Source organism: Namhaeicola litoreus (assembly GCF_042679565.1).
In the GTDB taxonomy this organism is placed as follows: domain Bacteria; phylum Bacteroidota; class Bacteroidia; order Flavobacteriales; family Flavobacteriaceae; genus Namhaeicola; species Namhaeicola litoreus.
In genome coordinates this window covers 893,743-912,738 of the sequence record NZ_JBHTMY010000002.1, presented here as the reverse complement: position 1 = coordinate 912,738, position 18,996 = coordinate 893,743, and the positions used below count along the sequence as shown (strand labels likewise).

General features: G+C 38.2%; 19 protein-coding genes. 2 read left to right on the top strand and 17 right to left on the bottom strand.

Annotated features, from left to right (window positions below; genetic code table 11):
* Positions 1 to 189: 189 nt before the first annotated feature.
* The 8 genes from ACFQ39_RS05830 to ACFQ39_RS05795 form a co-directional block, all read right to left on the bottom strand.
* Positions 190 to 735 carry a DsrE family protein gene (locus tag ACFQ39_RS05830; protein WP_377177051.1) on the bottom strand — a complete coding sequence of 182 codons (546 nt, stop codon included), beginning with the start codon at positions 733 to 735 and terminating at the stop codon, positions 190 to 192.
* Positions 736 to 911: 176 nt separating this feature from the next.
* Positions 912 to 1,388: a hypothetical protein gene (locus tag ACFQ39_RS05825; RefSeq protein ID WP_377177050.1), complete on the bottom strand. Its 477-nt coding sequence runs from the start codon at positions 1,386 to 1,388 to the stop codon at positions 912 to 914.
* A 313-nt stretch (positions 1,389 to 1,701) separates the two neighbouring features.
* Complete coding sequence (locus tag ACFQ39_RS05820; RefSeq protein ID WP_377177049.1) at positions 1,702 to 2,514, bottom strand: amidohydrolase family protein; 813 nt, start codon at positions 2,512 to 2,514, stop codon at positions 1,702 to 1,704.
* Between the two features lie 110 nt (positions 2,515 to 2,624).
* Complete coding sequence (locus tag ACFQ39_RS05815; RefSeq protein ID WP_377177048.1) at positions 2,625 to 3,770, bottom strand: serine hydrolase domain-containing protein; 1,146 nt, start codon at positions 3,768 to 3,770, stop codon at positions 2,625 to 2,627.
* A gap of 164 nt (positions 3,771 to 3,934) precedes the next feature.
* The gene (locus tag ACFQ39_RS05810; protein ID WP_377177047.1) at positions 3,935 to 4,735 is read right to left on the bottom strand and encodes a DUF4198 domain-containing protein; all 801 of its coding nucleotides are present in this window, start codon (positions 4,733 to 4,735) and stop codon (positions 3,935 to 3,937) included.
* Positions 4,736 to 4,955: 220 nt separating this feature from the next.
* The gene (locus tag ACFQ39_RS05805; protein WP_377177046.1) at positions 4,956 to 5,219 is read right to left on the bottom strand and encodes a DUF2492 family protein; all 264 of its coding nucleotides are present in this window, start codon (positions 5,217 to 5,219) and stop codon (positions 4,956 to 4,958) included.
* Positions 5,220 to 5,493: 274 nt separating this feature from the next.
* A complete protein-coding gene (locus ACFQ39_RS05800) occupies positions 5,494 to 8,103 on the bottom strand; it encodes an SUMF1/EgtB/PvdO family nonheme iron enzyme (protein ID WP_377177045.1) in 2,610 nt (869 codons plus the stop codon).
* Positions 8,104 to 8,330: 227 nt separating this feature from the next.
* Entirely contained in the window at positions 8,331 to 8,480 is a 150-nt protein-coding gene (locus tag ACFQ39_RS05795; protein WP_377177547.1) for a hypothetical protein, read from the bottom strand.
* On the opposite strand from ACFQ39_RS05795, the gene ACFQ39_RS05790 reads away from it, so the two are divergent.
* Positions 8,448 to 9,485 carry a zinc-binding metallopeptidase family protein gene (locus tag ACFQ39_RS05790; protein ID WP_377177044.1) on the top strand — a complete coding sequence of 346 codons (1,038 nt, stop codon included), beginning with the start codon at positions 8,448 to 8,450 and terminating at the stop codon, positions 9,483 to 9,485. The genes ACFQ39_RS05795 and ACFQ39_RS05790 overlap by 33 nt on opposite strands.
* A gap of 137 nt (positions 9,486 to 9,622) precedes the next feature.
* Here ACFQ39_RS05790 and ACFQ39_RS05785 read toward each other — a convergent pair whose 3' ends face one another.
* The 5 genes from ACFQ39_RS05785 to ACFQ39_RS05765 form a co-directional block, all read right to left on the bottom strand.
* Positions 9,623 to 11,203: an arylsulfatase gene (locus ACFQ39_RS05785; protein WP_377177043.1), complete on the bottom strand. Its 1,581-nt coding sequence runs from the start codon at positions 11,201 to 11,203 to the stop codon at positions 9,623 to 9,625.
* 604 nt (positions 11,204 to 11,807) lie between these two features.
* Positions 11,808 to 12,170 carry a glyoxalase gene (locus tag ACFQ39_RS05780; RefSeq protein WP_377177042.1) on the bottom strand — a complete coding sequence of 121 codons (363 nt, stop codon included), beginning with the start codon at positions 12,168 to 12,170 and terminating at the stop codon, positions 11,808 to 11,810.
* A gap of 18 nt (positions 12,171 to 12,188) precedes the next feature.
* Positions 12,189 to 12,722: a hypothetical protein gene (locus ACFQ39_RS05775; protein ID WP_377177041.1), complete on the bottom strand. Its 534-nt coding sequence runs from the start codon at positions 12,720 to 12,722 to the stop codon at positions 12,189 to 12,191.
* Positions 12,723 to 12,741: 19 nt separating this feature from the next.
* A complete protein-coding gene (locus tag ACFQ39_RS05770) occupies positions 12,742 to 13,170 on the bottom strand; it encodes a DUF6526 family protein (RefSeq protein WP_377177040.1) in 429 nt (142 codons plus the stop codon).
* A 97-nt stretch (positions 13,171 to 13,267) separates the two neighbouring features.
* Complete coding sequence (locus ACFQ39_RS05765) at positions 13,268 to 14,419, bottom strand: acyloxyacyl hydrolase (RefSeq protein WP_377177039.1); 1,152 nt, start codon at positions 14,417 to 14,419, stop codon at positions 13,268 to 13,270.
* A gap of 235 nt (positions 14,420 to 14,654) precedes the next feature.
* Between ACFQ39_RS05765 and ACFQ39_RS05760 the strand changes: the two genes are divergently transcribed.
* A complete protein-coding gene (locus ACFQ39_RS05760; protein ID WP_377177038.1) occupies positions 14,655 to 15,008 on the top strand; it encodes a hypothetical protein in 354 nt (117 codons plus the stop codon).
* 116 nt (positions 15,009 to 15,124) lie between these two features.
* On the opposite strand, the gene ACFQ39_RS05755 is transcribed toward ACFQ39_RS05760, so the two are convergent.
* From ACFQ39_RS05755 to ACFQ39_RS05740, 4 genes are all read right to left on the bottom strand, one after another.
* Positions 15,125 to 15,793 (bottom strand): bifunctional 4-hydroxy-2-oxoglutarate aldolase/2-dehydro-3-deoxy-phosphogluconate aldolase, encoded by a 669-nt coding sequence (locus ACFQ39_RS05755; protein ID WP_377177037.1) that lies wholly within the window; start codon positions 15,791 to 15,793, stop codon positions 15,125 to 15,127.
* 1 nt (position 15,794) lies between these two features.
* The gene (locus tag ACFQ39_RS05750; protein WP_377177036.1) at positions 15,795 to 17,015 is read right to left on the bottom strand and encodes a 6-phosphofructokinase; all 1,221 of its coding nucleotides are present in this window, start codon (positions 17,013 to 17,015) and stop codon (positions 15,795 to 15,797) included.
* 18 nt (positions 17,016 to 17,033) lie between these two features.
* Positions 17,034 to 18,074 carry a PfkB family carbohydrate kinase gene (locus tag ACFQ39_RS05745; protein ID WP_377177035.1) on the bottom strand — a complete coding sequence of 347 codons (1,041 nt, stop codon included), beginning with the start codon at positions 18,072 to 18,074 and terminating at the stop codon, positions 17,034 to 17,036.
* A 164-nt stretch (positions 18,075 to 18,238) separates the two neighbouring features.
* The gene (locus tag ACFQ39_RS05740) at positions 18,239 to 18,994 is read right to left on the bottom strand and encodes an SDR family NAD(P)-dependent oxidoreductase (RefSeq protein WP_377177034.1); all 756 of its coding nucleotides are present in this window, start codon (positions 18,992 to 18,994) and stop codon (positions 18,239 to 18,241) included.
* Positions 18,995 to 18,996 lie beyond the last annotated feature (2 nt).

Below are 18,996 nucleotides of genomic sequence, written 5' to 3'. Positions count from 1 at the left end.
CACCAGGAAACTCAGGATTACGCCTGCGGCGTGATCCATCCAATAAACGCTGCGGAAAAAAATTGCTCTTTTTAGCGCGTTTCATCTTTATCGAAGTAATCGAGGGCTGCTTTTTGGGTAAAGCCCTTTTGGATAAAGTTTAGTTTTTATGAGTAATGTCCTTTTAACCTTTTTCAAAACGACCTGAGACTAAAATTTTATCAGCGCATAGCCTTCAGCCTGATAGATCGTCAATACGGTCATAGCGGACAAAGCCAATTTAATTTCGGGCATCATTTCAGCTTTTGAAAGCCCTTTATAAGCTGCTGATTGACCACAGATATACATCTCTACGCCATGCTGTGCCAAAGTCTTGATTAAATCTGTATTCGGATTTTTGATGCCATATTTTTTCAGATAAGCTTCGTCGGTCATGGCATCTTTTGTCGAGGCGCCATGTAAAACAAAGGCGAGGGAGATGTTCGATTCTTTTACACCATTTTTAACATGCATATTGAGATAGCGATGAAGACTGGAAATCAATGGATTTGAAGACAAGGAGTCTTTGGAACGATAGTCTATGTCAAAGACGGCTTTCAACACTGCCGTACTATCCGGAACAAGATCAGCGTTTTCAATCGTATATGTTGCCCCAATTTTGTCAAATACGGGACCATAGCTTGATTTTGCGATCTGACCTGCGCAGGTGGTATAAAAAAGGATCGAAGAGAGTAATCCAAAAAAGGTTGTTTTCATAAATGGGTAAACTTCAGATAAAGATAACAAATTCATTCGTCTGCCCCATGTTGATCCCCTGATGAATTTGTTTTTGTTATTCGTCTTTCTTTTTCGGATACACCGATTGGATATAAAAAAGGATCCGAAAATTCGGACCCTTTTGGTGTTTTATTACATACTAAATAGAGATCTGATTAGAACTGATATCTGATCCCGAAGGCTATATCAAAATCGAGGTCGTCGCCATAATCGTTAAAACCGAGTTCCGGACGAAAATCCAAAGAAATCAAGAGCGGAATGTCAAAATTGTATTCGATCCCCAAATCGCCCGCTGCAAAAGCAAAAGATTCATCGTCATAGTCGTACCCTTTGTGAAAATCATATGAGCCAATCCCTCCGCCTACACCGGCATACCAGTTAAAACCTTTGTCCAGATTCCAGACCCATTGGTATAGGCCTGTTAATTTAAAGGCGTCGTAGGATTTTGTATCTCTCCAGCCCAGATCGATCTCCAAACGATTCTTTTTCAAACCTCTTTGGTAAGAGATCTCAGTACCAATACCATTGTTATCGCCTATTCTTAGACCAATCGCGTTTTTTGAAATTTTTTGTGCAAAACAGAAAGAAGTTAAGCTGAATACAGCCACTGCGAGTAAAAACCTTTTTTTCATTGTTATTTTTATTTGAGGGAAAGTCCCTGATCAATTTTTTAGTCGTCTAAAACGGATAGGATCAAGGATTATTGTGAACTATTAAAAATATTCCAGCCCTTATTTTGTAAGGTTTGAAAAGCCTTTGGTGAGGTCTGCCTTCCTCGATTTACTGCTGCTTTGAAGATGAGGTATTTAGCTACCGGTAACTGTTAACCCGATGAGATGAGGTCAATTTATTTTATCCAGATAGCACATTGACAACGTTGCTTCAGGTTATCTTTTTCTTAAAGATCAAAAAAAATCTATTCTGCCGTAGATCAAAAGTTCATTTTTATCGAAGCTGCTCAACATCTATTTTGAAGAGTTCAGCGGCATTTTTCCAAAGAATCAATTCCTTTTTATCGTCTGCCAGATCGAGTTGATCCATGAATTTCAAATAGGATTTCATATTGGATATAGGCCAATCTGTACCATATAATAAATATTTTGGGTCGCCGGCATAGGTAATCATTTCTTCAATCTCCTTTTTCATAAATCTCTCAAACTTCTCGTTAAAATCACCCAAAACCAGACCTGAAATATCTGCATATACATTTTCGTTTTTGTACACCACTTCCATACAGTCTTTGATCCAGGGATTACCTACATGGCATATCACAATTTTCAATTTAGGAAAATCAACCGCTAAATCATCGATATGGAGCGGATGTGAATATTTCACCTTTCCTGTAGGGGCATAAGTATCCCCAGAATGGAACATGACAGGCACATCATGGGCTATGGCCATTTCGTATACCAATTTAAGTCTGCTGTCATTTGGGTAAAAAGGTTCATACCCAGGGTATAATTTTAAGGCTTTGATATGCCCTTTTTCTAAATAATCGCTTATTTCAATAATATCTTTATGGTTATAATGTAAATAGCTAATTCCCGAAACCACGCCTAAATTCTTTCTTCCTTTTATGGCTTCCACAACCTGTTTGGTACTAGGCCTGTGTTCATTGACTTTATATGAGGTCAATACCAGCGCATAATCTACCTTATTCGCCAACATTGTTTCTGTGAGTTGATTGAGGCAATCATCAATCGATTTAACCCTGTCTTCGTGGTAATTGTTGATGTGTGTATGAACGTCTATGATCAAATTAGAATTGTTTTATGTTAAATGTTATCTCTATAAAAATAAGTTTTTATTTATAAACAGATAGGGAAATGGTCTATTTAGGGTCTTTTGACTGCAGTTTGAGGGATAGATCAATTATTAGCTGCGGATCGCTCTACCAACTTCATAAACTCTCCCATTTTACTGTTATCCATCCATCTGGTCACAACAACCAAATCATTCTTTTGATCTACTACGATATAATTGCCTCCAAAACCAGCTGCATAATAAAGATCTGAAGATACCTCTTCCCATTTTTTATTCGTATTCATCCACCACATATAGCCATACTCATTATTAGCAGATGAGGGCTTGTGCACTGCTTCGATCCATTTTTCTGAGAGCAATTGCTCATTTTTCCATTTGCCTTTGCGCAAGAATAAAAGCCCGAACCTGGCTTGGTCTATTGCACTGATAAAAACACCCCCTCCGTGATGACCTCCTCCACTTACAGATTGTGTCATGATTCCATCCATATTCACAAAAGAGTTTTCATATCCGTACCAACGCCAAGTACTTGAGGCACCTATAGGGTCCATAATTTTTTCTTTGAGGACAACGGGCAAAGGTTTTCTCCACACCTGAAGCAAGGAATAGGCAAGAAGATTGACGCGCACATCATTGTACTCAAATACCGTTCCAGGTTCATTGAGTTTCCTGTTCTTCCAATCATCTATGTCGCCTTCATTGGGCGGACGGTCGGCCCAGTCATGTACCCCAAACAAGGTACCGCTCCAATCGGAAGATTGGGTCAACAAATGTTCCCAGGTTATTTTCGAATTGTGCTGCCCTTCAAAAGTACCATCCCAAACATAATATCCCAATTTGTCGTGCACACTTCCGATGAGCTTGTCGTCTAAGGCCAAACCAGCTGTGGTGGAAAGAAAACTTTTCGTAACACTAAAAGTCATATCAACACGATGTATATCGCCCCATTGTGCTACGATGTAACCATTTTTAATGATAAGTCCCGCAGGTCCTCCTCTTTCTTTTGTAGGTCCTAGAATTTTATAATCAGGCTCTCTGGCAAAAGATTTTAATATAGCAATACGCAAATCTCTTTCAACTTGATTTTCATGGGTCACGGCAAATTTCACAGCGCTATCGAGCAACTTGGTATCCATCTTCATTTCTTCCGGTGATTTTTGGAGCCAAATTTCATCCGGAAAGTAAGTGGATTGGGCAATGCCACAAGCAAAAATTAAATAAAAGAGCGTGACGAGGATAAATTTTTTCATGGAGCAGGATTTTTTATTACAAATGAAATTGGATGGAGCAAATTAAAAGCATCTCTTACTAAAAATAAGTGTTTATTCTTAAATATATCGATCCTAAGGCATAAACACCTGTATGAAAGAGCTATGGTCAATTTGCAAATTGAATACACTCACCAGGAAATAACTCAATCTTTCTCCGCTAATCCAAAACTATAGGAAGTCCAAAAACTTTCCCAATCTGTATCATTTTGGTCAGGAGAAGGGATCATATGGGTAGCGTGAACAAACCAATCTCCTTCTCTTTCCAACTTAAAGGAGCAAATGCCGTTTTCATCTGTTCTGGCATATTGAAATGTAGCCGATTCATTTCCAGTTCTGTTTCTAGCCGTGATTACTTTGTTCTTGAGCGGTTTGCCCATAAAGAATACCTGTGCTTGGATCCAGTCCCCTATTCCTAATTCATAAGGATTCTGCAATAGGATAATTTCAAAATTATGTCCGACGACCGTTTTGTAGATCTCATCATTCTTTTTTGGGTTACTCTGAATGAGTGCCTTGATGTAGCGAGAATACCTTTCAGACTGTTCTTTTTTGGTTTGATCAATGCTGATGTTTTCAATATTGTCTACCTGCAAATAGGTGATAAATTCATCGTTGGGCAAGGTGATTCGCGAATAATCCCGCTCCATATGAATGAGACCCAAACCTTTAAAGTCGACGTCCATTTCCAAAATGGGCAAAGCGCCTTCCTTAGCATTGGTAAGTAAATCCGTTTTACCCTTTTCACTGATGAGCTCAAACCTTCTGGTTAGTGATTTTTGAACCGGTCTTTCGATCTGTACGTTAAAACCATCTGCTACAAAAAGGTGAAGTTCCAGCTTATCTCCCTCTTTCACAATAAAATTATAGGCAATCAAAATGTATTCGTGTGCAAAAATGCTTGTGGCTAAAAAAACTGCAAACAATAGTGTCGCTTTTTTCTTCATAAGGTTTGATTCAAATTTATGTTCTATTTATGGTATCTAGGGTTGAACCCGAAAGCGTTCGAGACTTTAAAAATAAGTTTTTTTGAAAAAGTTTGAAAGAATCCTCTTTGAAATAAAATATTCGTTCTTATCCCTCACTTAACATCACCGCATTTTTTACGTAGGCTCCTTAATTTCTCTTTCAATCTTATGGGGAGACTTAACGCCATCAACGCGGTTCTCAGCCCTTAAAATCTTCGTGACCATTACAAATTTGCATAGAAGGATGGAGGGCTACTTTTCCTTCTTCTGACAACACCACTTTTTGGCGGTTGAGTAAAAAGCTGAGTGCATTTTCTTTTGGGAAGGCATTTCCCGAGCAAGCACCAAAAAGAACGTCATCACCCCAGGTATTGCCAATGGCTTCAACAAATTCTTCAGGTGTCCATTGTTTATTATTCTTTTCTACCAAAAATATGGCCTCGTGTATATGTTTCTTATTCATCTCTTCAAATTTTGTTTAGCTTCTGCCTTTGTTTTCAACCAAAAACAAGCAAAAAACAAATCGCGTATCTTCATGTAAAAACAAAGTCTAAATTTATAAAAATCCTTTTCTTCCCGGTACTAAAAAAAGGCTTTTTTTCTTCTCCCTTTTTAAAGTTTCAGCCTAAACTACTTGTTTTTATATATCGAGGTATCCTATAAGAAATGGATGGGCGAAGGCTACGGAGATGAAAAAATAATAAAAAAGAGGATTTTTATTTCTTGTAAAAGACCATTTATTTCGCCGGCCCCAGGTATTGATCATACCAGCTCAATGTTTCTTTGACGAAATCAGTTCGAGGCACCAAATGGCCTGCTTCATAAACAATTCTTTTTTTATCCTGAGCAGCTGTCCCCAAAAAATCATACATTGGTTGCTGTGACGTTTCTATTGGGAAAAACATGTCATGTTTCCCATTTAACATAAGGATGGGTTGTTTTACCCTTGGCAAATAATTTAACTGGTCAACCTCAGGGAGAGACTTGTTCATCACCATACCTCCTACATTTAATACTACAGCTTGGACTCTTTTTTCGATTGCCGGTATAATGCCTCCCATATAACCTCCCCAACTCCATCCGAGATAACCAATCTTGTCTGCTTGAATATCAGGTCTGGTTTCCAGATAATCGACTGTCCTACTAAAATCTTTGCCCCACATGATGACGTGATCTTTATAGACCACGGATTCATCTGGAAGATCAGAATTGAGTTCGTCATGTCTTTCATTTGTTCCCTTGTAAATCGGGTACACCAAAGCCCGGCCACTTTTTAAAATAAAGTCGATGTACCAAAGAGATTCAGGATCAAATTCGGTTGTATATATGGCATTTGATCCGGGATAAAATATGATGGTTTGATAAGGGGGTTCTACATCTTTTGGCAAATAGATCCATGCTTGCATTCTTTCATTGTTATAAGCTGCATCAAAAGTAATTTTTTCAATTTTCGCTATATCTGACTCTATTGTTTTTTCCACGCTAGACTCAAGTGGTGTTTTGTCGTATTTAAATTGATTGAGGTATAAGGCGAAGGTCTTGTCATCTACCGGTTTTTCATGTTTATAATCGCGAAATAACGGAGCAATTTCACCCAAAAGTCCTAGCATACTTGTATCGCCTGGAAGTTCTTTCATACATCTAAAACCGTTCGCCACACTTCTGTCAAAGGCAGACTGCGTATAACTATCGTTAAAACTGTAGGTGGGATCATTCCAACCGCCACCCAAAACGTATCGCTGTCCTGCCTGATTACTTCCATTAAAACACCATTCTCTTGCATTTCCTGCTAAGTCATAAATACCAAAATAGCTATATCCTTTCGAGCTACCAACCGGAACTGTCGATTTGCCATTGAAATTACTCAAGGGAATAATAAATTCTGACCTGGAGGTTTCGGCCACAATACTCCAATGATATACGGTAGGAAGTTGTTTATTCACAAAAGCAGCATAAGCAGCCGCTTCATACCAAGAAACTCCTGTAACAGGATGGTTTTCGGCACCATTAGGGTAGCTTCCTGCTTCCCAGTTAGCCGGACCGGTTCTCCCGGTTTTATCTACAAACATTTTGACGGCTGCCTCAAAGGTAATTTCCTGATCACCTAAATACATGGGAAACTGCCAGTAGGCTTTATTTAAGTAACCACCGGCATCGATAAATGCTTTGAATTCTTTGTTGCTCACTTCATATTTGTCGATTAAAAACTCCTCCACCATCTTTCCGCCTTCCTGTTCAAGACCTACAATATACATTTTCGCTTCATTTTTTGGAATTCTGGCCATATTTTCGGGCACGGTGCCAACCGCATCCAACTTAAGGCTATCAATGGCTGTTTGAAGGCTTGCTAGGGGTGAAGGGCCCGCATATTCTATGGTTTCGTAACCCTCTTTTCTCATCTCAATCCTTAAATAAATCCTTGGTAACTTTATATCTGTTAAAGGTGTGACACCAGCATATCTCCATTCATTTTCCGGTTTATCATAGTCTTTCCAAAACACCTCTGCTCCAAGCGGTTCGGTCACGATAGACATCGTTGTCGCAATTCTTGGCCAAAGCTTTATCAGCGTCGAATCATTTGGGATATATTTTTCCGCTTCAAGCCCCAAGTCAAATATTTCTGTTGGAACCCTATAATTTTCTTCAATCGATTTTTGAATGACGGGTAACAACTTATTTCTTGCATTTTGCTTTTGAAGAATGGGTGGAACAAGGATATAGCCGAGAATACCCAGGATAGCTAAAACGAGAATTGTTCTTAGTAAAAGGGTTCTTTTTTTGATCGAGATCTTATCATCCACATATTTAATTCCTTTTCCTTCCAACTTTTTCCCAACCGGTACCTCGAGACCCGGATTGCTGATGCAGAATATTTCAAGGGGTTCAGAAACATTTTTAAGTACATATTTCCCCAAAGAAACCGTTTGAATCTCTTTTTGGTTCTTGATATCGTCGTACACTTTTGACGAAATAAAAATGCTGCCCGGATAGGCCAATGATTCTAGCCTGGAAGCAATATTTACTCCATCGCCATGCACATCTCCTTCCTCAAAGATCACATCTGCCTGATGAATTCCAATTCTTACAGGCACAATTGGATCCTCAAGCATTTCTAATTGCAAGGCGATCGCCACATGCACAGATGCTATGGCGCTATCAAAACTGCAAAGGACGCCATCCCCACTAAATTTCACAATTTTGCCTCCTTGTTTAAGCAATTCTTTTTCTAAATTACTTTTTAGTTTTTGCCGGAGACTTAAGGCTTGTGCCTCATCATTCTGCATTAAAGCAGTAAACCCGACGATATCGGCAAACATAATAGCAGCAAGTTGGCGGGACCGTGGCATCAGTTTGGGCTTGGGTTTTTGTGTTTTTTGGAATGCGTTAATAACAAATATAGGAAATAGAAAGATTCGTCCTGCTGTAAAGTATTAATTATCAATAATTGAGGAAGGGTTCTTCTCTTTTTGAGACGCATCCAATTCCCTATTCTGTGCAGAAAATGGGTATAAAAATGTTTTGCCAATTACACTTTTTTAAAAACTTAGAAAATTGGATTCTTTTTAGATAAGGTCTATGCTCTTTGCTTGACATTAGCCATAGTATAATTTTTCATGCTCAGTTCTATTTTATTAAATCGTTTATCAAAATAATTCATTACCTCTGCAGTATTTATGTTGATCATCACTTTATGAAAATATTTCAGTGCGGACATTGTCATCATCCCTTATTTTTTGAAAGCCATTTCTGTGAAAATTGCGGGCATCTATCAGGATATCGCGACTCGGACCGAAAAATGCTCACATTTAATTCGACCGGAGAGTTTCTCATTTCAGACAGGGAAGGAATTGCATATAAATATTGTAAAAACTACGGGTATGGTGTGTGTAATTGGCTTTTGGAACTAGAGGATACGCACGATTATTGCAGTGCTTGTCAGCTCAACCGTACCATCCCAAATCTATCTGATCTAAAGAATTTTCCAAAATGGAAAAATTTAGAAATCGCGAAGCACCGTCTCATTTATCAGCTTCAAAAGCTTGGATTGCTTTTACCGAGCAAATTGAGGGATGAAAAGGGATTGTGTTTTGATTTTATCGCAAAACAAAATAACCCAAAGATCATGACCGGTCATGCCAATGGCGTGATTACCATACTTTTGAAGGAAGCTGATTCTGTTCTTCGAGAGCAAATGAGAATGTTGATGTTAGAACCTTATCGCACTTTGATAGGACATTTAAGGCATGAAGTAGGACATTACTTTTGGGATCGATTGGTCTATAGCAATGACATTATACTACAATCTTTTAGGGAACTCTTTGGGGATGAACGACAAAATTACAGTGAATCATTAAAAACCTATTACAAGCAAGGGGCGCCAGCAAACTGGCAAATGTCTTATATCAGTAAATATGCAACTTCACACCCTTGGGAAGATTGGGCTGAGACTTGGGCACATTATCTGCACATCATGGATATGGTGGAGACAGCACATTTTTTCGGGTTACATATGGATCCAACTGATGTATTAAAAGATATGAAATCCAAAGCTTCTTTAGACCCATACGAACTAAAAGATTTCAATGAAATTATTCGTACTTGTGTTCCTTTATCCTTTGCCGTAAACAGTATCAACAGATCTATGGGAATTCCGGATGTATATCCTTTTGTGATCACCCAACCGGTAGTTAAAAAAATGAATTTTATCCATGATTTATTGGGTAAGTAATCGTTTCACCTTTATCAAAATATGAATACCACATAGTCGTTTGGCTAAACTTAATGAACTTCATCCTTACGAAAACAAAAAAGCAACTTTACTAGTAAAGCTGCTTTTTTTAATCTCATATTTTTAAATAAGGAAACTTATTGTTGCCCCTTACTCATCACTTGTTCAATCACATTAGACATATCAAAACTTTTACCACCCTGAACAGGGGGATAATCGACCAAGGTTTTGATATGAAATTTCATCTGTTCACTCATAGGTGCTATTAACCATGACATTTTTTGCATTAAATGACCATAAGCATCATCTGTGGCATAGCTTTCAAAAGGATCCATCCGCAGGTTAAAAATATAGGGTACTGTTCGTGGTTCAGCATTGCTATAATAAGACTCCTTCCAAATAAAATGGAATTTCCAAGGACCCATTCTTACCGCGGCGAGTTTACTTTCATAATAATAGAATAACAGGTCTCGGGCAGATTTATCGGTTTCTCCTTTCCAGTAAGGCAAATTATTAACCCCATCGATATATTGTTTTTTATCTTTCATCACCTTTTCCGCGACATTGGCTACACCGGCGGCAGCAGCCAAAGAGGTAAACATATCCATATGTGCCTGAATCCCATTTTTAACCTGTCCAGGTTGAATGACCCCAGGCCATTTTATCATACTGATCACTCTTACTCCACCTTCTGTAGTTCCCATTTTTTCTCCACGGAAAGGGGTAGTACCCCCATGTGGCCAGGAATTGTGCTCCGGACCATTATCTGTAGAATACCAGATGATGGTATTTTGATCCAATCCATTGGCTTTCAAAAACTCCTGAACTATTCCTATATCATGGTCGTGCTGTAGCATCCCACTACCGTGGATATCGGCTTCAGAGCTATACTTTTCGGCCGCATATCTCCATTCATCATTTAAGCGTGTGTATAAATGCATTCTGGAGGTGTTCAACCAGACAAAGAAAGGTTTGCCATCCGCCTTAGCACGCTTCATAAAATCAGTTGCTTTCGGGATAACTTCTCCAGCATCGAAATTTTTCATGCGTTCCTGGGTTAATGGCCCCGTATCTTCAATTCTTTGTTTCCCTACTTTACCAAATCGAGGATCTTCTGTGTTATCTATTTTATCAGTAGCAAATGAGTGGATCACACCACGTGTTCCAAATTTTTCTTCATAGCCTTCTAGATTTCCGGAATATTCTTTGGCAAAGTTCTGATAGTCGCGCTGTTCAGATTCTTCCTGTGTATTTAGGTGATACAAATTCCCGTAAAATTCATCAAATCCATGTGCAGTAGGCAAATGTTCGTTGCGGTCTCCTAGGTGGTTTTTACCAAAATGACCGGTAGCGTATCCCTGAGCTTTCAATACTTCCGCCAAACTAGGTGATGCGGCTTGTAAACCGAGTGCATCTCCGGGCTGACCCACAGTGGTCATCCCACTTCTTATGGGATATTGCCCTGTGATAAAAGATGCTCTACCCGCAGTACAACTGGGTTGTGCATAATGATCGGTAAACCGGATCCCGTCGTTTCCTATTTTGTCAATGTTAGGTGTTGTGTATCCCATGGTTCCCATACCATAGGCGCTCACGTTCTGCCAACCAATATCGTCTCCCCAAATCACCAATATGTTGGGTTTTTTTTGGCTTAAACCCAATAAAGGCAAAGCAAATAGAAAGCAGATTAAACCATAATTTCGTGCTAATTTTATCATATCAATAATGTTTAAGGTTTGATGTCTAAAGGTCGACAATTTTAAATAGAAAAAAAAAACATTTTTTTAAGAAACGAAGAAAATATATTTGAATGCATTCTATAAAACTAAAATGCAACTATCGAAGTAGGACGGAGTCATCCCCCTCATTGTATTTAGGAAATCTGATCCCGAAACAATGGCATGAGGTTGATATTATTGCTAATAGCGTGATTAAAATGTTAAAATATTTGACCATTTTAACAGATACATGAATAAAAATGTACCCGCTGTGCTTATGAAAATAGAACTTTGCCAGAAGTACAGTTTATTTCCCCAAGCATTTATCCATTTTTTGCCGAATGCCTTTGCTACGTAATCTTTGAGAATTCTTGAATACAAGACATTAATTAGTAAGAAAATTGCAACCGCTATTGTTATGATCCAAATTTTTACCATGCTTAACGCTCTCTTGTATTATATAAAAATATTGTTCGGCAATATGATACACTAAAATAGTTTAAATAATACATGACTGCTCAATTGATCTAATCTTTCGGACTAGAGCCATTACCATGATTTTGTTCATTTAAAAAATTGAGTTCTTCACTCTAGGTCAAGTACCTTATTCAAACTCACCTATATGCCAAAGTATCCCAGAAGGATCGTGAACAAAATATTCTTTCCCCCATTCTTTATCATGGATCTCTGATACGCGCACCCCAACATATTTCTTGTCCAGTGATAAAGCTTTTAGGCCTTTGAGGTGATGTTCTAGGTTTTCTACCTCCAAAAACAACATGGTATTATCCACCCAATCTTTTACATAGGCATCTTGCAGATAGAAACCAAATTGGCTTGATCTAAAATAAAATAAATTTGACGCGAGCTCTACTTCCTCAAAGCCAAAATCTTTGTAAAAAGCCCGTGAAATATCAATGTTCTTTGCGCCAATAAAAGGTCTGATCGATTTTACAGAAGATATCATTTCAAAACCATTTTACCCTCATTTGCCATTCATTGCAGCTTTTAAACTTTCGATGACCTCACGCATTCCTTCATCTACTTGTGGATAAACTTTTTGATTTTTACTATTCCTTCTTTCTTCGTTTTGAAAATCATCATTCCAATTTTCTATTGGTTTTTCAATCAGGTCAAATTTACCTTCGGTGGTTCCTATCACTTCATTCAACAAGTAATTGTATCCTTCGGAATTAAAACTTATTTCTATTCTGTACAGAATCTCCATGTCATAACCCACTAAACCAACACCTCTTGCGCGTATCTTGTATTTTCCCTTTCCAAGTATTTTTTCTTCTGTCTTTGAAATAATACTACGAGATGCATCTTTTTCTTGGGGCTGAAACCATTTTATTGCCCGTTGTTGTAATTGAGTCATATTGGTTCCTGTAACCGTTTCTACTCCTGAATAGCTTACTTTTCCATTGCTCAAAGGTAAAATTCCCAATAATTTTTCCTGAGCATTTATGGAGGAAAAACAAAAGAGCAAGAAAATAATCATCTCGATCTGATTTCTCATTAGCTAAAATTCAAAAGCATTATACCCTGTAATAATCTCCTTTCCAATTTTTTATGGCTTTTTTGATCTCTTTTTCGCTCAAATTTTCTTTGATCGCTCTTTGTATCAAAGCCAAATATTCTTCATCAGAGGCAAAGCGCAAACCGATGATCTGTCGGATCGTCAACTCTTTCGGCAAGATTTTTTGTGTAAGTATAAAATGTCTCATATTTTCTTCTGCCCTGATCGCTCTGTCTTGTGCTTTTAGGGCGAAACTTCTGGCGTAAAAAGCCAATAAAATCAACAAAATAGATGTCAGCACCAATAAAGAAGCACTATACAAATTTTCATGAGATGATTTTACAACATTGACAATAGATCCGATGAGTAAAGCGACCAAGCCTAAAAATGTAAAGCCGTGAAATCCGCCAACCAATCTTGCATGGTTAGAATAATCTTGTTTTTTCATGATGGTAGAATTAGTGATTTATTTTATAAATATACTGATTTTGAGATGTTTTTTATTAAATTTTAAACATCCTACATTTAATTATAATTCCTTTCAATTAAAAATTAAAAGGTATAAACCCTAAACCAAATTCTGCCCAATCTGCTCTCGATCCATTTTTAGTTTTTAAACCAGCCTGTGCAAATAACCAATCTGTAAGATGATACTGCAAAGCAGCGCGTACATATGTTTTATCCTTACCCTTATCATCGCCAAGGTAGGTCCCTCCTTGAACGCGAAGTGCAAATTTCCCAAACATAAAGTCGTATCCTAAATGTGCTCCTGTAAGAAAGCGGTCTGAAGAATCAGGGTATTCTAAAACCAAGCTTTCATCGTAAAATAAATCCAATCCCGCTGTAAATCCGTGCATTTTGTTTAGTTTATATTTATAATCAAGTGCTCCAGAAAAGGTATAGTAGCGTGTTGATGTTCCTCTATCCTCTTCATTTTGTACGGTACCTCCTCCGAGAAAAACTTCAATCTGACTGCTGTTTAATCGTGTCGGTTTAATGCTTTTTGGCCTTTTAAATCTCGCTTGCAGTAAATTGGTGGTAAATGGATCATTATCTATTTTTTTCTGGTCTGCATTATACAAATACCTCAATCCCACATTTATTCCAAACATATTCAATCCATAATTCGGGGTAAAAGTTCTTCCATTGCTAAAATGAGTGACATCGACGCCATAGAGCAAATCAGTCTCTCTCGTGAGACGATATTCGGCACCAAATCCCAGATGAATATAAAAAGCAAATTCAGCCCCTATGGCATCGTTTGAAGGATTAGTATTTTCATCGTAAGGGATTAGATTATAAGCCAATCCTAGCGCTGGACTGACTTGAAAAACATTTCTTCTGTTACTGCTACTTAAGGGAAAGTTGATAAAGGCAAATAATGCATTTGGATTTCCAAAAATATCAAGATCACCGATATAACCAGAATACCAACCAAGACCATAAGAGGAAAATCCATAGGCATTTGTCCAATGCTCCGGATCACTAGGTTGCCAACCATAACGGACTTCTATCGCGCCATATCCGTTTGCCAGCACATCCGCTAATGCGTTGCCAGTATACAAATGGCCTCCCGTATGTCCTTTTATTTCTAAATATCTAAATCTTCCTGCCCAATCTCTATCATCAGAATTTGTTTGTGCGTTTAAACTTGCAAAAGAGTAAAAAAGGAATGAAAAAATTACTACAAATCTCATAGGCTTTGTAAATTATAATTGATAAAAAACAAATATATTATTTAATATAGGTTTTGGTTAAAATAATCTGAGGTATTGATAAACTTAAAGAAGTAATCATCATGTAGTGAAGAATAAGATACTCAAAAGTGTGAGGTTCACTTTTAAGAATTACAATTTTTAATCAACTATGACATCAATCATTCACCATGTGCTACTTCTTTTATACTTTTAGATGATTGAAAAAATGAAAAAAATGGGAACAAAAAAGACACTTTTTGGCGGTATCATTCTACTTATCTTGGGAATTGTTTTAAAGAATATCACTGGTCTCACAGCATTATCCATTGCTTTCATGGTGGCAGGTGTATTGTTAAAAACGCTTTATATCGTGAGTAAAGCCCAAAGTGGCGAATATAAACCCGGAAAAGAATTGTTGTTCCTCCTTTCGGGATTGATACTTTTTTTTACGGGGATTTATATGCGTAAAGCGGGCATAAACCCTTTGGGTACCATTCTTTTTTTTACAGGAATTACCCTTAAAATTATATTTATTCTTCTTTTTATTAAAAAGGTGAAAAATCAAAAAAACATAGACACTGTTCATTAAGAATACATAGGGAATAATGCTCTATTCAAACGTAAAAGCGGAAAGTAACAAATTTTACCTTCCGCTTTCTGCTTATTATGATTCACCACGAACCAAATACTTGGTGTTCTGTTTTCTTATTTTCTCACTGATTTTATGATGGCCAGTGCCTCTTTTACTTTTTGCTCGAGTTTGTCAAAGTCTCTATTTGCCAAAATATCTTTTGAGATCAATTGAGAACCCATCCCAACGCAAGTTACACCGGCGTCGAACCATCCTTTTAGATTTGCTTCATCAGGTGATACGCCACCTGTAGGCATGATGCTTGTCCATGGTTGAGGACCTTTGATTCCTTTTACGAATTGAGGTCCGTAGATATCGCCTGGAAACAGTTTAACGATCTCACATCCCAGCTCTTCTGCTTTGGCTATTTCTGTCAATGTTCCACATCCGGGAGACCACAATACTTTTCTTCTGTTACACACTACAGCAATGTCTTCTCTCAAAACAGGTGTTACAATAAAATTTGCTCCTAGTTGCATGTACAATGAAGCTGCGGCCGCATCAGTTACTGAGCCCACACCCATCACCATTCCCGGTAATTCTTTTAAAGCGTATTTATTGAGTGCCCCAAATACTTCAAAAGCAAAATCGCCACGACTGGTAAATTCCATCAACCTCGCCCCACCATCGTAACAGGCTTTGAGCACCATTTTTCCTAATTCTATATCGCTGTGAAAAAATAAAGGAACCATCCCCGTTTCTTTCATCACTTGTGCAACTTCTAATCTTGTATATTTTGCCATTTTATTTGTTTAATAGGTTATCAAAATCATATTCAGCAGGATTGCTGAGAAATGGTTTAGCTAAATTATAATCTTTTTTTGTGATGTAATGCATGTTCTGGAAGCAGAGCTTTGCTATTTGTGAATTGATATCCACCAAACGCGGAGGAATCTTGCCTTCCTCATTTTGCAATTCAGATAAATAGATCGGACTAACATCTCCTTTAGAATTGGCTGTTACCATGCAACCACTTATGCCTTCATCGAATAATTTTTTTACCCCAATACCCAATAACGTGCACAAGGTGAGATCAAATCCAATGGGTCTGCAACATCTCAACTCATAACCCAATTCTACAGGTCTCGTTTTGATATTCATTCCCAATTCATTTAGTCTTTCCTGTACTAGAACATTGAATATATGCGACTTAGACACATTTCCCAGTTCAGGATGTCCGTGTGAATCAAAGGTGAATTCTATGCCTATTTTATCTAATTCTTCTTTTGGCATAAAGTGAAAAACCCCCTCACTAATAAGGGCCACACCATAATTGATATTTAAAATTTTTCTTTTGATGATAGAAGAAATCACTAAACTAATCACCTTATCCAGGGTGATGGATGTCTTATCAAACATCTCGGGAATGATCATCATAGGAAAGTGACAGCTGGTGGCAATTCCGAAAGCTAAATGACCTGCAGATCTTCCCATCGCAGACATCACAAACCAATTCTGACTCGTTCTCGCGTCTTCATAAATGGTGTTACCTATTCGCACTCCTTCATCTTTGGCCGAGTGAAATCCGAAAGTTGGATTCCGATCAGGCAAAGGCAAATCGTTGTCTATGGTTTTAGGAACATGAATATTGGAAATATGTATGTTTTCTTTATGGAGATAATCAGTAATTCTGTTGGCAGTAGAGGCGGTGTCATCACCACCTATACTCACCAACAATTTCACATTATTCTCTGAAAACAATTTTGTATTTAATTTTTCATTTTTGGGTTTAAACCTACTCATGATCAGGGTAGATCCTCCCCGACTAAAAATCCTGTCTGCGTGGTAAAAATCCAGTTCTTTGAGCTGAGGCTCTTCGCTAAATAAACCTTTAAACCCTTCGTGTACACCAAGTACTCTATAGCCATCATTTAAAAATGACTTGGCTACGGTACTGATCACAGAATTTATCCCAGGTGCCGGGCCACCACCACAAAGAATCAGAATAGATTTTTGAATTGCCATGACAATTTTCCCAAAAGTTTATCTCGCTACCCTACCTGAGGCGTCTCCGCCCATCAGTTTTTCAACTTCGTCTACCGTAACTAGATTCGCATCTCCTTTGATCGTGTGTTTTAAACATGAAGCTGCCACTGCAAAGTCTAAAGCATTTTGATCATCTTCCGGGTATTGCAATAACCCGTAGATCAAACCACCCATAAAACTATCGCCTCCACCTACTCTGTCTACGATATCTGTAATCTGGTACTGACGTGTTTCATACATCTTTTTACCATCGTACAACACGCCTGCCCAGGTGTTGTGTGAAGCAGAAATAGAACCTCTCAAAGTGGTGATCACTTTTTTAGCTCTAGGAAATTTTTTCATCATTTGCTGGCAAACCGATAAAAAGGCTTCTGCTTTTACATCATGACCGTGTTTGGTGACATCTAAACCTTCAGGATGTATGTTAAAATGCTTTTCTGCATCTTCTTCATTGCCCAAGATCACATCGCAATAGGATGTGAGCTCTGTCATGATCTTTTCTCTGTCTCCTCCGTATTTCCATAATTTGGCTCTGTAATTCAAATCTGTTGAAATCGTGATTCCTTTGGCCGAAGCCGCTTTTACCGCTTCTAAACAAGCATCTGCTGCTCCTTGTGAAATGGCAGGTGTAATCCCTGTCCAGTGAAACCAAGTGGCTCCATCAAATACTTTATCCCAGTCGATCATCCCAGGCTCTATCTCAGACATAGAAGAATGGGCTCTGTCGTAAACCACTTTTGACCCTCTGCTCACCGCACCTGTCTCTAAGAAATAGATGCCCAAACGGTCTCCCCCATAAACGATATGCTCTACGCCAACACCTCTTTTGCGCATTTCCATCATGGCACATTCTCCTATATCATTCTTGGGTAAACGGGTTACGAAATCCACAGGCACGCCGTAATTCGCCAAAGAAACAGCTACATTCGACTCACCGCCTCCATATACCACGTCAAAGCTATTCGCTTGTGAAAATCTTAAAAATCCTTGAGGAGCTAATCGCAACATGATCTCTCCAAAGGTGACTACTTTTTTCATTGATTAAATTTTTTAGAACTTAAAATATTATTTAGATTTCATTGAACAGAAGCAAAACTACGTATAACCCTACTCCCAATTATTCAATAATAGTGATGAAATAGTACAAAATTTTGATTATTCCGGCCTTAAAAGGATAAATACTATTTCGGATGTTTTATTGTTTAGCTAAAAGCCAGACCCCCATTGATATCTATGTTATTTCCGGTTAAGAAAGAGGATTCGTCACTGGCCAAGTAAGCGACCAAATCTGCAACCTCCTCCGCTGTTCCTTCACGTCTTAATGGCGTTGCATTCGCTACATTAACCCTTACTTCGTTTTTGGTAAAATCATCATGGAATTTAGTGGCGATCATCCCCGGACACACTGCGTTAATTCTAATTCCTTGTGGTCCAAATTCTTTCGCCCAATTTCTCGTCAAAGTCATTACAGCACCCTTGGATGAGGCATAAATGGCTGATCCGGGTCCACCTCCATCACGACCAGCCTGAGAGGCAAAGTTCACAATGGCAGACCCTTTACCCATATGGGCTTTAAAGGCTTGTGTCACAAAGACGGTAGATTTAAAATTGACATTCATGACCAAGTCATAAAAATCTTCATCTAATTCTTCTATCGTCTTTCTCGCAAATAAACCGCCAGCCACATTCACCAAAATATCAACCTTGTCTCCAAACGCCTCTTTGGTCTTTGTCACCATATGGTCTATCTCCTTGCGATTAGTCACATCAGCATATACTGCAATTGCTTCTCCTCCTACAGCTTTGATCGCAGCCATCGTAGAATCTCTATCTGCTTCGCTGTCAAAATAATTTACAACGACTTTAGCTCCTTCTTTGGCGAGCTTAACACAAACTGCACGACCAATATCACGACCTCCACCGGTCACTACAGCTACTTTATTATCTAATTTCCCCATCC